12 protein-coding genes and 1 other RNA gene are annotated in these 12,419 nt (G+C 62.3%); 9 read left to right on the top strand and 4 right to left on the bottom strand.

Features of this window, described 5'->3' with window-relative positions; translation table 11 throughout:
- Nucleotides 1–68: 68 nt before the first annotated feature.
- Nucleotides 69–491 carry an OsmC family protein gene (locus ASE26_RS08280; protein ID WP_055935096.1) on the bottom strand — a complete coding sequence of 141 codons (423 nt, stop codon included), beginning with the start codon at nt 489–491 and terminating at the stop codon, nt 69–71.
- A gap of 144 nt (nt 492–635) precedes the next feature.
- On the opposite strand from ASE26_RS08280, the gene ribBA reads away from it, so the two are divergent.
- Genes ribBA through nusB form a run of 3 tightly spaced genes read left to right on the top strand, consistent with a single transcriptional unit; the run spans nt 636 to nt 2,759 of the window.
- Nucleotides 636–1,745, top strand: a complete 1,110-nt coding sequence (gene ribBA / locus ASE26_RS08275) for a bifunctional 3,4-dihydroxy-2-butanone-4-phosphate synthase/GTP cyclohydrolase II (RefSeq protein ID WP_055935091.1) — start codon at nt 636–638, stop codon at nt 1,743–1,745.
- Nucleotides 1,746–1,781: 36 nt separating this feature from the next.
- On the top strand, nt 1,782–2,270 hold the full coding sequence (ribH, locus tag ASE26_RS08270) for a 6,7-dimethyl-8-ribityllumazine synthase (protein ID WP_055935089.1): 489 nt from the start codon (nt 1,782–1,784) through the stop codon (nt 2,268–2,270).
- Nucleotides 2,271–2,288: 18 nt separating this feature from the next.
- Nucleotides 2,289–2,759 carry a transcription antitermination factor NusB gene (nusB, locus tag ASE26_RS08265; protein ID WP_055935087.1) on the top strand — a complete coding sequence of 157 codons (471 nt, stop codon included), beginning with the start codon at nt 2,289–2,291 and terminating at the stop codon, nt 2,757–2,759.
- Nucleotides 2,760–2,898: 139 nt separating this feature from the next.
- On the opposite strand, the gene ASE26_RS08260 is transcribed toward nusB, so the two are convergent.
- Entirely contained in the window at nt 2,899–3,825 is a 927-nt protein-coding gene (locus ASE26_RS08260; protein ID WP_055935084.1) for a lytic transglycosylase domain-containing protein, read from the bottom strand.
- A gap of 478 nt (nt 3,826–4,303) precedes the next feature.
- On the opposite strand from ASE26_RS08260, the gene ubiD reads away from it, so the two are divergent.
- Complete coding sequence (gene ubiD / locus ASE26_RS08255) at nt 4,304–5,788, top strand: 4-hydroxy-3-polyprenylbenzoate decarboxylase (protein ID WP_082507495.1); 1,485 nt, start codon at nt 4,304–4,306, stop codon at nt 5,786–5,788.
- A 16-nt stretch (nt 5,789–5,804) separates the two neighbouring features.
- Nucleotides 5,805–5,903: signal recognition particle sRNA small type (gene ffs / locus ASE26_RS29750), an RNA gene on the top strand.
- Between the two features lie 43 nt (nt 5,904–5,946).
- Here the strand turns inward: ffs and ASE26_RS08250 are convergent.
- A complete protein-coding gene (locus ASE26_RS08250) occupies nt 5,947–6,609 on the bottom strand; it encodes a DUF2987 domain-containing protein (protein WP_055935078.1) in 663 nt (220 codons plus the stop codon).
- A gap of 96 nt (nt 6,610–6,705) precedes the next feature.
- Between ASE26_RS08250 and dnaX the strand changes: the two genes are divergently transcribed.
- Genes dnaX through recR form a run of 4 tightly spaced genes read left to right on the top strand, consistent with a single transcriptional unit; the run spans nt 6,706 to nt 10,349 of the window.
- Complete coding sequence (gene dnaX / locus ASE26_RS08245) at nt 6,706–9,090, top strand: DNA polymerase III subunit gamma/tau (RefSeq protein WP_055935400.1); 2,385 nt, start codon at nt 6,706–6,708, stop codon at nt 9,088–9,090.
- A gap of 37 nt (nt 9,091–9,127) precedes the next feature.
- Nucleotides 9,128–9,454, top strand: coding sequence for a YbaB/EbfC family nucleoid-associated protein (locus ASE26_RS08240; protein ID WP_055935076.1), 327 nt, complete (start codon nt 9,128–9,130; stop codon nt 9,452–9,454).
- Nucleotides 9,455–9,463: 9 nt separating this feature from the next.
- Nucleotides 9,464–9,754, top strand: coding sequence for a YciI family protein (locus ASE26_RS08235; protein ID WP_055935073.1), 291 nt, complete (start codon nt 9,464–9,466; stop codon nt 9,752–9,754).
- Nucleotides 9,755–9,758: 4 nt separating this feature from the next.
- Nucleotides 9,759–10,349 carry a recombination mediator RecR gene (gene recR, locus ASE26_RS08230; protein ID WP_055935070.1) on the top strand — a complete coding sequence of 197 codons (591 nt, stop codon included), beginning with the start codon at nt 9,759–9,761 and terminating at the stop codon, nt 10,347–10,349.
- Here recR and ASE26_RS08225 read toward each other — a convergent pair.
- Nucleotides 10,329–12,416, bottom strand: a complete 2,088-nt coding sequence (locus ASE26_RS08225; RefSeq protein ID WP_057245974.1) for a bifunctional diguanylate cyclase/phosphodiesterase — start codon at nt 12,414–12,416, stop codon at nt 10,329–10,331. The two genes, recR and ASE26_RS08225, sit on opposite strands and share 21 nt — an antisense overlap.
- Nucleotides 12,417–12,419 lie beyond the last annotated feature (3 nt).

Here is a 12,419-nt window from a genome sequence, read left to right as displayed (position 1 = left end):
ATAGTGATCGCAATTAAAAAATTCAAGGAAAATTTTGAAAAGGGCGCGCGAAGCGCCCCGGTTGGCGATTACAGGAGGGTGGCGGTGAGGGTGATGTTGGTATTGAACAGCTTGGAAACCGGGCAGCCGAGTTTTGCCTTATTGGCAAGTTCTTCGAACTTCGCCTTGTCTGCGCCAGGAATCTTGGCTTGCAGGTCGAGGTGGATGGCGCTGATAGAAAAGCCGTCCGCCACCTTGTCCAGCGTCACTTCAGCCTTGGTTTCCATCTTTTCGGCGGTCAGGCCCGCTTCGCCCAGGATCAGCGACAAGGCCATGGTGAAGCAGCCGGCATGCGCCGCGCCGATCAATTCTTCCGGATTGGTGCCCGGTTTGCCCTCGAAACGGCTGGAAAATCCATATGGCGCCGCCTGTAGCGCGCCGCTTGCAGTGCTGATCGCTCCACGTCCATCCTTGATGCCGCCAGTCCAGACGGCCGAACCGCTAGTCTTCATCGCTGCCTCCTTTAGGGTTGAAAAGCAATTTAGTCTAGGCCAAATCGCCTAATGGCGGCGCCCGAGGGGGCGGAAGTGCGCCAAATCCTTTAAAATAGCGGGTTAACAAAGAAACGCTCTGTGCCTCACATCAAAGGAAAAAATATGTCCATTTCCAGCACCGAAGAAATCGTCGCCGAACTGCGCGCCGGTCGCATGGTGATCCTGGTCGATGAAGAAGACCGTGAAAACGAAGGCGACCTGGTGCTGGCCGCCGAACACGTCACGCCGGAAGCGATCAATTTCATGATCAAGCACGCGCGCGGCCTGGTGTGCCTGACCCTGACCGAAGAGCATTGCAACCAGCTCGACCTGACCATGATGACGGCCAAGAACGGCACTTCGTTCGGCACCAACTTCACCGTGTCGATCGAAGCGGCGGAAGGCGTCACCACCGGCATTTCGGCCGCCGACCGCGCCAGGACCATCCAGGTGGCCGTGGCGAAAGGCGCCAAGCCAAGCGATATCGTGCAGCCGGGCCACATCTTCCCGCTGCGCGCTGTGCCGGGCGGTGTGCTGATGCGCGCCGGCCATACTGAAGCCGGCTGCGACCTGACCGCGATGGCTGGCCTGATGCCGGCTTCCGTGATCTGCGAGATCATCAAGGACGACGGCACCATGGCGCGCCTGCCGGAACTGCTGGAATTCGCCCAGGAACACGGCCTGAAGATCGGCACCATCGCTGACCTGATCCACTACCGCAGCCAGAACGAATGCATGGTGGAGCGCATTGCCGAACGTCCGCTGCGCACCGCGCACGGCGACTTCCGCATGATCGCTTTCCGCGACAAGCCAAGCGGCGCGGCCCACCTGGCGCTGGTGCATGGTGATATGGCCCCTGGCAAGGAGTCGCTGGTGCGCGTGCACCAGCCGGTCTCGATCCTGGACCTGCTGGAAACCGAAGCTACCACCCACTCCTGGAACGTGTCGTCCTCGATGAAGGCAATCAAGCAGTCGGAGCAGGGCGTAATGGTGCTGCTGAACTGCGGCGAGACCGCGGAGCAGCTGTTCGGCCAGCTCGATGCGCTGGACAAGAACGTGCGCCCAACTGGGCGCGCCGCCAGCATGGACCTGCGCAGCTACGGCATCGGCGCGCAAATCCTGCGCGATGTGGGCGTCCACAAGATGCAGCTGCTGGCCAGCCCGCGCAAGATGCCTTCGATGACCGGCTTTAACCTTGAAGTCACCGGCTACATGGCCAAACCTGCCGCCTGAGCGCGGCTTAACCCGAATCCAGAAAAGAGGACCACCATGACCGTAGCAACCTACGAAACCAACCTGTCCGGCGAAAACCTGCGCATCGGCGTCGTGCAAGCACGCTTCAACGAAGACGTTTGCCATGGCCTGCTGTCCGCCTGCCTGCAAGAGCTGAAGAACCTGGGCGTGGAAGATGAAGATATCCTGCACGTGACCGTTCCCGGCGCGCTGGAAGTGCCGCTGGTGCTGCAAAAGATGGCCGAGTCCAACCAGTTCGACGCGCTGGTCGCACTGGGCGCCGTGATCCGCGGCGAAACCTACCACTTCGAGCTGGTGTCCAATGAATCCGGCGCGGGCATCACCCGCGTGGGCCTGGACTACAGCATCCCTATCGCCAACGCCATCCTGACCACCGAGAACGACGAGCAGGCGGAAGTCCGCATGGCCGTCAAAGGCGCCGAAGCTGCCCGCTGCGCCGTCGAAATGGCCAACCTGTCGATCGCCCTGGAAGAGCTGCACCAGGACCTGGGCGACGACGAGTAATTCAATAAAGGTAAGAACATGACTGACAATATGACGCACGCTAACCCGAGCAAGAACCGCACGCCGCGCCACCGCGCACGTGAGTTCGCGCTGCAGGGCCTGTACCAGTGGCTGCTGAACAATGAAGAAGCGGCCAAGGTCGTCAACAATATCCGCAGCGCCCATGGCTTCGACAAGGCGGACGGCGAGTACTTTGCCGACCTGCTGCGTGGCACCATCAAGCAATCGGTCGAGCTGCGCGAAGTGTTCTCGCCGCTGGTTGATCGCGGCATTAGCGAGCTGTCGCCGGTCGAGCACGCCGTGCTGCTGATCGGCGCGTACGAGCTGAAGAACCACGTCGAGATTCCATACCGCGTCGTGATCAACGAAGCGGTGGAGCTGACCAAGTCCTTTGGCGGTATCGATGGCCACAAATACGTGAACGGCGTGCTGGACAAGCTGGCCGCCCAACTGCGCGCCGACGAAGTCACGGCAGACAAGAAGCGTTAATCCGCCTCAGGCAACAAGATGCCCTCCCAGCGGAGGGCATTTTTTTTGTCCACTTCCGTTCCTGACCCCAAGGTGGACATTTGTTATGGGCAAAAGAAAAAAGCCACCCGAGGGTGGCTTGGCGGGCTGCGGGCGGCGATTACAGGCCGGCCAGCTGGTCTGCACTGATTTGCTTGTCGGCCTGGGCCACGGTGGTTGGGGCTTCTTTTGCCTTGGCCGGGGCAGGGGCGGCAGCAACCTGCTGCGGTGGGGTGATGTAAGGCACCTTCTTGCCGGCGGAGACCTGCTTCAGGCGGGAGTATTCCGCCATCACGCGCGAGCCGTAGCCGTCATCGGTCTCGAAGGCGGCTGCGCCAACGTAGAATTTCAGGCCGGCTTCAACGGAGCCGCCTTTGGCTACGTAATCCCGCAGGATCAGGGCGCCAACGCGGATGTTGGCGACCGGGTTCAGCGCAGCCTGCACGCCGCCCATGTCCTGGAATTTGTCGGTGTGGACCTTGGACATCACCTGCATCAGGCCTTGTGCGCCCATCGGGCTTTCCGCGAACGGGTTCAGGCCCGACTCGATCGCCATCACGGCCAGGATCAGCAGCGGATCCATCTTGATTTCGCGAGCCGTCAGGTAGGCGGTGGAGACCAGCATATTGGTCGCATCGCCCGCAACGCGGTAGCGTTTGGACAACCAGTTGGTGACGGCGTCCTGCTGCTTCTTGGAGCCCACCAGGTCCTTGTCCTCGGCAGCAGGCTGCGCGTCGGCGGTGGCGATGACCAGGCCGGCCGGACGCACCGCAGGCGCTTCCATCAGCTCGGACAGCGGAGGTGCAACCACAATTTGCTGAGGCGCTGGCGGCTCGCCACGCAGGGCGTGGGCCAGGTCGGATGCCAGTTCAGGACGGGCAACCATGGCGCAAGCCATGACCAGTGCAGCGATACCGAAGAGGCTCAGCATGGACTGAGCGGCGGTCAGCAGACCGCGTGCCGAAATGCTCTGCGTGGAAATCCACACGGCGGGCTGGCTGGCCCACAGGCGGGCGCCATCAAGCAACCCATTGAATCGATTGTTCATTCAGAACTCCCCTGAAATGTAAGAGTCAAAACGCGTCCCCGCCGCGTGAAAACCGCGGTCAATTCGACGTGCCATAGTCGTTACATCAGTGTTATCTTCGCCCACCGCCGCACAGGTCGCACGGGACTGGACGCCATCATTGTTTGCTAAAGCTGGCGGGTCTATGGGGCCAGTTGCAACACAACTTTTTCCGGAATGGAGGCAGACGCCTCGTGAAAAACACTCCTTAAAATGTCTGTGGAGCCCGGATGCTCCGTGAATGTAATGAGTGACAACTTAGTTGGCATAGAGGCCATGTCCTCATCAGGTAGGTCAAATTGTAGGAGGCGTATTATATCCCGTCAATACTAACGAACGCGTTCTTTATTACTTTTGAGTATGACTTTCTCGTGTACACATTGACAAAAACCAATAAAATCAACGGCTTGACTAAAAGTGCTCAGACGACTCGTCGGGAGCAAAATAATCGTAAAAAAGTATGAAATATCGCGATCTCCGAGATTTTATTTCTCAACTGCAAGCGATGGGCGAACTTAAGCGCACAAGCTTGCCTGTTTCACCACACCTCGAAATGACGGAGGTCTGCGACCGCACCCTGCGCGCCGGCGGGCCGGCCATCCTGTTCGAGAAGCCGGCCGGTTTTGACATGCCGGTGCTGGGCAACCTGTTCGGCACACCGCGCCGCGTGGCACTGGGCATGGGCGCCGACGATGTGAGCGAGCTGCGCAAGATCGGCCACGTGCTGGCGCAACTGAAAGAACCCGAGCCGCCAAAAGGCTTCAAGGACTTGATGGGCCTGGGCTCGCTGGTCAAAGCAGTGTGGGATATGTCGCCTAAAGAGATGCGCGGCGCGCCATGCCAGGAGATCGTCTGGGAAGGCAACGATGTGGACCTGGCACGTTTGCCGATCCAGCATTGCTGGCCCGGCGACGTGGCGCCCCTTATTACATGGGGTCTTGTTATTACCAAGGGCCCCAACAAGAAGCGCCAGAACCTGGGCATCTACCGCCAGCAGGTCCTGGGGCGTAACAAGGTCATCATGCGCTGGCTGGCGCATCGCGGCGGCGCGCTGGACTTCCGTGAGCACTGCATCAGGAATCCGGGCCAGCCTTATCCGGTCTGCGTGGCGCTGGGCGCCGACCCGGCGACCATCCTCGGCGCCGTAACGCCGGTGCCGGACAGCCTGTCGGAATATCAATTCGCCGGCCTGCTGCGTGGCAGCCGTACCGAACTGGTAAAGGCGATCGGCAGCGAGCTGCGTGTGCCGGCGTCGGCCGAGATCGTGCTGGAAGGGCATATCTACCCGGACCAAAACCATCCTTCCGGCTATGAGCACGGCCTGGAAGGCCCGTATGGCGACCACACCGGCTATTACAATGAGCAGGACTGGTTCCCGGTCTTCACCATCGACCGCATCACGATGCGGCGCGACCCGATCTACCATTCGACCTATACAGGCAAGCCGCCGGATGAGCCGGCTGTGCTGGGCGTGGCGCTGAACGAGGTGTTCGTGCCGCTGCTGCAGAAGCAGTTCAGCGAGATCACCGACTTTTACTTGCCGCCGGAAGGCTGCAGCTACCGCATGGCGGTGGTGCAGATCCGCAAGCAGTACGCGGGCCACGCCAAGCGCGTGATGTTCGGCGTGTGGAGCTTCCTGCGCCAGTTCATGTATACCAAGTTCATTATCGTGGTGGATGAGGATGTGAACATCCGCGACTGGAAGGAAGTGATCTGGGCGATAACAACCCGCGTTGATCCGACCCGCGACACCACGCTGGTCGACAATACGCCTATCGATTACCTGGATTTCGCTTCGCCGGTCAGTGGCCTGGGCAGCAAAATGGGCATCGACGCTACCAATAAATGGCCGGGTGAGACCAGCCGGGAATGGGGTACCACCATCGCCATGACACCTGAAGTGAAAGCCCGTGTCGATGATATTTGGCAGCAGCTCGGTTTATAGCCTATAATTGCGCCCGGGCGGGCCCCTGCGCATTGTGGCACGGTTAACCTGGTCAGGTCGGGAACGAAGCAGCCAAAGCTGTTCACCGCAAGTGCCGCAGATCAGGCTCGCCTCTTTGAATTCAATAAAAAAGCTGCCATTGGCAGCTTTTTTATTTCTCACTCGGTATCCAGCTCGGCCTGCAGCGGGCGGGCGGTAATCTCTACCAGCGGATTTTCCTTCAGCAGTGCAGCCTCGGCCGGCAGCCGGATCTTGTTTTCGGCGTCGCTGAGGAAGCGCTTGGTGCCATGCCGTGACTGGATCGTCAGCTGGGATGGCTTGTCGAAAGTCAGCAGGACCGACTTCATCGTCGGTGCAAACCAGCTGAAAGCGCCTGCCACCTTGCCAATTGCCGCATTGCCTTGGGCAACGCTGCCCATCAGCTTGTTATAAGGCCACTGCGTGCCTTCCGGCACGACCGCGTCCAGGTTGTAGATCACGCTGATCTTCTCGCCTTTGGCCTGGGATGTCATGATTTTGGCGTCTTCGGCCAGCCATTGCGGATTGGGCGCCATGCGCAGGTGGGATTTGTCGTCAAGCGGCAGTGCGGTACGCGTGCCGGCATGGACCACCGTTAAATTCATGTCGGCGGCCTTGAGTTTCTTGCTGGACGGCTCCACTGTCAGATAGAAGTCCAGCTTATCGCGCTCGGAGGCGGGCAGGGCGTAGAAGCGATCCAGGCGGATCGACTCGACAAACTTCTTATAGGTGGTCCACTCGCGCTCTTCCGCGTGGGCGGCGCCAACGCTGGCCAGCAGGGCAATCAGGAGCAGCTTTTTCATGGTGGTCCAGTTGTAAAAAAGGCAAAGTCTAGACGAAGTCTGGCCGAACGCCTAATGTTGTCCGCAGTGCCTGCTATCTACGGTAAAATCCCGATCATGTCCTATCAAGTCCTCGCTCGCAAATACCGTCCCCGGAACTTTGAAACGCTGGTCGGCCAGGAGCACGTTGTCCGTGCGCTGACCCACGCGTTGCATACCGGTCGCCTGCACCACGCCTACCTGTTTACCGGGACGCGCGGTGTCGGCAAGACGACGCTGTCCCGTATCCTGGCCAAGTCGCTCAATTGCGTCGGCCCGGACGGCAACGGCGGCATCACGGCTACCCCGTGCGGCGTGTGCGAGGCTTGTACCGCGATCGATGGCGGCCGCTTTGTCGACTATGTCGAGATGGATGCGGCGTCCAACCGCGGCGTCGATGAAATGGCGCAGTTGCTGGAGCAGGCGGTGTATGCACCGTCCAATGCGCGCTTCAAGGTCTATATGATCGACGAGGTGCACATGCTGACCAACCACGCCTTCAATGCGATGCTGAAGACGCTGGAGGAGCCGCCGGAGCACATCAAGTTCATCCTGGCGACCACCGATCCGCAGAAGATTCCCGTCACCGTGCTGTCGCGGTGCCTGCAGTTCAACCTGAAGCAGATGCCGCCGGGGCATATCGTCGGCCACCTGGAAAATATCCTGGGCCAGGAAAACGTCGTGTTCGAGCAGCCGGCCTTGCGCCTGTTGGCGCAGGGCGCGCACGGTTCGATGCGCGATGCCCTGTCCCTGACCGACCAGGCGATTGCCTACGCCGCCGGCGCTGTGACGCTGGATGCGGTACAGGGCATGCTGGGTGCCCTGGACCAGTCCTACCTGGTGCGCCTGCTGGACGCGCTGGCCAATAAGGATGGCGCGGACCTGATGGCGGTTGCCGATGAAATGGCGTCGCGCTCACTGTCTTACAACGGCGCCTTGCAGGACCTGGGCACCTTGCTGCACCGGATCGCGCTGGCGCAGACCGTGCCTTCCGCCGTGCCTGTGGACCTGCCTGAATATAACGATGTCGTGCGGCTGGCTTCCCTGTTTGATGCTGAGGAAGTGCAGTTGTATTACCAGATCGCGGTACACGGTCGCAATGAACTGGGGCTGGCGCCGGATGAATATGCCGGCTTCTCCATGACCCTGTTACGCATGCTTGCCTTTCGGCCCGGCTTCGGTGGGGCAGATGGCCAGCCGGCCAGCGCCCCGGTAGCGGCTCGTCCAGCCGGCGCGAATCCAGCCCGCGCGGCCGCCGCGGCCGCCATGGCTGCTTCGTCCGCAACTGCGGATCGCATGAGTGTTCCGGTCGGCCAGCCGGCGCCTGCGTCCACCACCGCTGCTCCGCCTGTGCCGCCGGCACCGCCGGTCCAGCAAGTGGCGCCTGCCGCCGCTCCCGCGGCAAACGCTGCCAGCGCCTCGCACCTGGCCAGCGTTCCGGCCGCCGCACCCGCCGCAGCCGCTCCGGCAATGCCCGCGCAGCCCGCCGCCGCGCCGCAGCCTGTCGCAGCGCCTGCACCAGCACCAGCACCGCAGCCTGCGCCAGCAGCCGACAGCCGTCCGATGAGCCCTGCAAAGATGGCCATCACCGCTGCATTGGAAGCCGCACGTGCCGCCGCCGCCGCCCGCACCGGCCAGCGCGCCCCGGCTCCGGCGCGTCCGGCAGCGCCGCAAGCCGAGGCACCTGCATCGCCGCCGGCATCCGCAGCGCCGCGCGCCGCAATGCCGTCCGCGCCGGCCGCACCACGCGCGCCGGCACCGTGGGAAGATGCCCCGGCCCCAAGCGCACCGTCCGCGCCGGCCAGCGCGCCCTGGGATGAGCAGGGCGGCGCCGCCACCGTAATGGAAGCCCCGCAGCAAGCGCAGCAACGCCGCGCTGCTCCAGTGCAGCAGCAAGCCGAAGAAGACGACCTCCCGCCATGGGTAACCGACTTCTCCGAAGATTCCGCAATGCCGGCCGGCGCCGACCATATTTCCGGCATGGCGCAGGCGGCACCGCAGCAGCGCGCCGCCGCGCCAGCCAAGGCGCCATACGAATACGTCATCACCCCGGTTCCTGAACTGGGCTGGGACGGCAACTGGCCGGCACTGGCCGCCCACCTGCCATTGCGCGGCGTAGCGCAGCAGCTGGCCACCCAGGCCGAGCTGGTAAGCTGCGCATTCGACGGCAATATGGCGCTGTTCCGCATCCGCTGCCCGATCGAAACCTGGGCTACGCCGGCCAACGTTGAAAAGCTGACCTCCGCGCTGGCCGAACGCTTCGGCCGCGCCGCACGCGTCGAGACCGAAATCGGCAAGGCCTGGTACACCACCAGCGTCGAAGCCCAGGTCCACCGCGAGAACTGCCAGCGCGCTGCTGAAGAAACAGTGGCCGCCGACCCATTTATCAAAGCAATGATGCGCGAATTCGGCGCCTTCATCGTGCCCGGCTCGATCGTGGCGCCGATGACGCCAGCGCACTAAACCCGATACTCAACACCGAAATACGGAGAACCACACCATGATGAAGAACCAACTGGCCGGCCTGATGAAACAAGCGCAAGCCATGCAGGACAACATGAAGAAGGCGCAGGATGCGCTGGCCCTGATCGAAGTCGAGGGCCAGGCCGGCGCCGGCATGGTAAAGGTCGTGATGACCTGCAAGAACGACGTCAAGCGCGTGTCGATCGACCCATCGCTGCTGGGCGACGACAAGGACATGCTGGAAGACCTGGTGGCCGCCGCCTTCAACGACGCCGTGCGCAAGGCCGAATCCACCGCTTCGGAAAAAATGAGCGGCCTGACCGCCGGCCTGCCGCTGCCGCCTGGCTTCAAGATGCCGTTCTAAAGCACCATCATGTTCATCATCACGCTCACGTACCTGAAACCGGCCGAGGAAATCGACAAGCTCCTCGCCGCGCATAGCGAGTACCTGCGCGAGCAATATGCCAACGGCATGTTCCTGATGTCTGGACGCCTGGTGCCGCGTACCGGCGGCGTCATTCTTGCCACAGCCGACAGCCGGGCCGATATCGAAGCGGTGATCGAGCTGGACCCGTTCAACGAAGCCGGTGCCGCCAGCTACGCGATCACCGAATTCGTGCCAACCAAGACGGCCGATTTCCTGAGCGCCTTCAAGCAATCCTGAGCCAATGGCGAAGTCCTTTGAATTTTTGACGGAGGCGCTGCGCCGCCTGCCGGGTGTCGGTCCCAAGTCGGCCCAGCGCATGGCCTTCCACCTGCTGCAGCACGACCGCGAAGGGGCCGCCATGCTCTCGCGCGCCCTGTACCAGGCGGTGGAGCAGGTGCACCACTGCGCGCTGTGCAACACCTTCACCGAAACCGAGATCTGCGACACCTGCGTCGACGAGTCGCGCGACAGGCGCCAGCTGTGCGTGGTCGAAACGCCGGCCGACCAGGCGATGATCGAATCCACGCTGACGTACAAAGGCTTGTACTTCGTGCTGATGGGCCGCCTGTCGCCGCTGGACGGCATCGGCCCGAAAGACATCCATCTCGAAAAACTGCTGGCGCGCGCCGCCGACGGCGTGGTGGGGGAAGTGGTGCTGGCAACGAATTTCACCAATGAAGGCGAAGCCACCGCCCACTACATCAGTGAAATGCTGAAAGCGCGCGGCCTGGCGGTAACGCGCCTGGCACGAGGGGTGCCGGTGGGCGGCGAACTCGAATACGTCGACGCCGGCACTATCGCCCGCGCCATGCTAGACCGCCGCAGCACCTGATCCGGCACAAACCAGCATCTGGCTGATGACGTCCTGCGAAGCGGGGCGGCCGAGCAGGTAGCCTTGCGCCATATCGCAGCCGTAGTGCTTCAGCAGGTCCAGTTGCTCGGGCGTCTCGACGCCTTCTGCCACCACGATCATTTTCAAGCCGTGCGCCATGGCGATGATGGCGCGCGTGATGGCGGCGTTCTCGCTGTCCTGCGGCAGGCCGCTGATGAAGCTCTTGTCGATCTTCAGTGCGCGTACGTCGAAGCGTTTCAGGTAGCTCATGGACGAATAGCCGGTGCCGAAATCGTCGATCGACAGGAATACGCCGATGCCGCGCAGTTGCTCCAGCGTGGCCAGCGTGGCAAGGGCGTTGTCCATCAAGGTGCCTTCGGTCAGTTCCAGTTCCAGCAGGCTGGGATCAAGGCCGGTTTCCTGCAGCACTGCCAGCACGATCTGGGCGAGGTTCTCATCCTTGAACTGGCGCGCGGAAAGGTTGATCGCCATGCGGACCGGTCGCTCGCATTCAAGCTGCCAGGCGCGGGCCTGGCCGCATGCGGTTCGCAGCACCCATTCGCCGATCGGCACGATCAAGCCTGTTTCCTCCGCCAGCGGAATGAACTCCGTGGGCGGGATGATGCCGTGCTCGGGGTGGCGCCAGCGTATCAGCGCTTCCACGCCGACCACGCGTGTCGTCGGGACGTCGACTTGCGGCTGGTACAGCAGGTATAGCTCGTTGTTCTGCAAGGCCTTGCGCAAGCCCACTTCCAGCTTGACGTGGCTCATGATCTGCATCGTGAGCGATGAGCTGTAAAGCTTGGCGTTGTTCTTGCCGCAGTTCTTGGCGTGGTACATGGCGGTGTCGGCGAATTTCAGCAGCGAGGTGCAGTCTTCGCCGTCTTCGGGATAGAGCGAGATGCCGATGCTGGCGGTGACGAAGATCTCGTGGCCGTCCAGGTTGAAGGGGCGGCGCATGGCATCCTTCACGCGGTGCGCCACGGCCAATGCGTCGTCCACCCGTTCGATATCGGGCAACAGGATAGTGAATTCATCGCCGCCCAGGCGCGCCAGGCTGCACAGGTGGTCGCTGGGACGAATGGTCTCGCGCAGGCGTTCGGTGACGATCTGCAGCAGCAGGTCGCCGACGTTGTGGCCCAGCGTGTCGTTGATGCGCTTGAAGGAATCCAGGTCCATGAACAGGATGGCGAACTTGCGCTGCTCGCGTTGCGAGCGCTCCAGTTCGCGTTCCAGCGTTTCAAGGAAGGCCTGGCGGTTGGGGATGCCGGTCAGGCTATCGCAGTAGGCCAGCTTGCGGATCTGCTCTTCGGTGCGTTTGCGTTCGCTGATGTCGCGCACCAGGCCGAGGACTTCGCCGGACACCGTGCTGACCAGCCGCGCTTCAAAGTGGTGGCCAACGCCGTCGCGCGCCAGCTCGTAATCGACCGAGTGCACGGAAGTGGAGTGCAGCACGGCCGACAGCTGCTCCAGCATGCGGCTTGCGATCGGCGCCGGCAGTACCTCGCGGATGTGGCGGCCCACGCATTCGCGGCTGGCAAAATCGGCGCCGGGCTCGTGGCCTTGTTCGTAATCGAGATAGTAGCCGTCGGCGCTGAGGCGGAAGAAGGTGTCGGGGATGGCCGCCAGCACGGCGCGGTTGTGGGCATCGGCAATGCGCAGGCGGGCGATGGCATCGCTGGCACGCAGTACGTACAACACGCGGTGGCCCAGGATGGGCCAGTTGATCGGCTTGGAGACGAAGTCGGTGGCGCCGGCTTCATACGCCTGGGTGACGGCTTCCAGGTCGTCGCCGCCGGTGACCATGATGACGGGGATGTGGGACGAGCTTTCCAGCTTGCGGATGGCGCGGCAGACCGAGAAGCCGTCAAGCAGCGGCATGTCGACGTCGAGCAGCACAAGGTCCGGCGCATTGTCGCGGAAACTGGTAATAGCGGCGCGGCCGTCGCTCGCTTCCACCGCGTCGAGCCCGACCTGGGCCAGCATTTCAAGCATTAACAGGCGCATGACAGGATCGTCATCAGCCACCAGCACGGTGCCGCGTTTGGGTGAATAGAGCGCTGCCATGAT

It is taken from the genome of Duganella sp. Root198D2 (assembly GCF_001428585.1).
Lineage (GTDB): Bacteria > Pseudomonadota > Gammaproteobacteria > Burkholderiales > Burkholderiaceae_D > Rugamonas.
This window is presented reverse-complemented; position numbering and strand designations above follow the sequence as displayed.

Excerpts from the sequence above, each read along its gene's own strand:
- ASE26_RS08280 (WP_055935096.1), bottom strand. The coding sequence starts at position 491 with ATGAAGACTAGCGGTTCGGCCGTCTGGACTGGCGGCATCAAGGATGGA.
- recR (WP_055935070.1), top strand. The coding sequence starts at position 9,759 with ATGGCGAAGTCCTTTGAATTTTTGACGGAGGCGCTGCGCCGCCTGCCG.
- ASE26_RS08250 (WP_055935078.1), bottom strand. The coding sequence starts at position 6,609 with ATGAAAAAGCTGCTCCTGATTGCCCTGCTGGCCAGCGTTGGCGCCGCC.
- ribBA (WP_055935091.1), top strand. The coding sequence starts at position 636 with ATGTCCATTTCCAGCACCGAAGAAATCGTCGCCGAACTGCGCGCCGGT.
- ribH (WP_055935089.1), top strand. The coding sequence starts at position 1,782 with ATGACCGTAGCAACCTACGAAACCAACCTGTCCGGCGAAAACCTGCGC.
- ASE26_RS08260 (WP_055935084.1), bottom strand. The coding sequence starts at position 3,825 with ATGAACAATCGATTCAATGGGTTGCTTGATGGCGCCCGCCTGTGGGCC.
- ubiD (WP_082507495.1), top strand. The coding sequence starts at position 4,304 with ATGAAATATCGCGATCTCCGAGATTTTATTTCTCAACTGCAAGCGATG.
- ASE26_RS08240 (WP_055935076.1), top strand. The coding sequence starts at position 9,128 with ATGATGAAGAACCAACTGGCCGGCCTGATGAAACAAGCGCAAGCCATG.
- nusB (WP_055935087.1), top strand. The coding sequence starts at position 2,289 with ATGACTGACAATATGACGCACGCTAACCCGAGCAAGAACCGCACGCCG.
- dnaX (WP_055935400.1), top strand. The coding sequence starts at position 6,706 with ATGTCCTATCAAGTCCTCGCTCGCAAATACCGTCCCCGGAACTTTGAA.
- ASE26_RS08235 (WP_055935073.1), top strand. The coding sequence starts at position 9,464 with ATGTTCATCATCACGCTCACGTACCTGAAACCGGCCGAGGAAATCGAC.
- ASE26_RS08225 (WP_057245974.1), bottom strand. The coding sequence starts at position 12,416 with ATGGCAGCGCTCTATTCACCCAAACGCGGCACCGTGCTGGTGGCTGAT.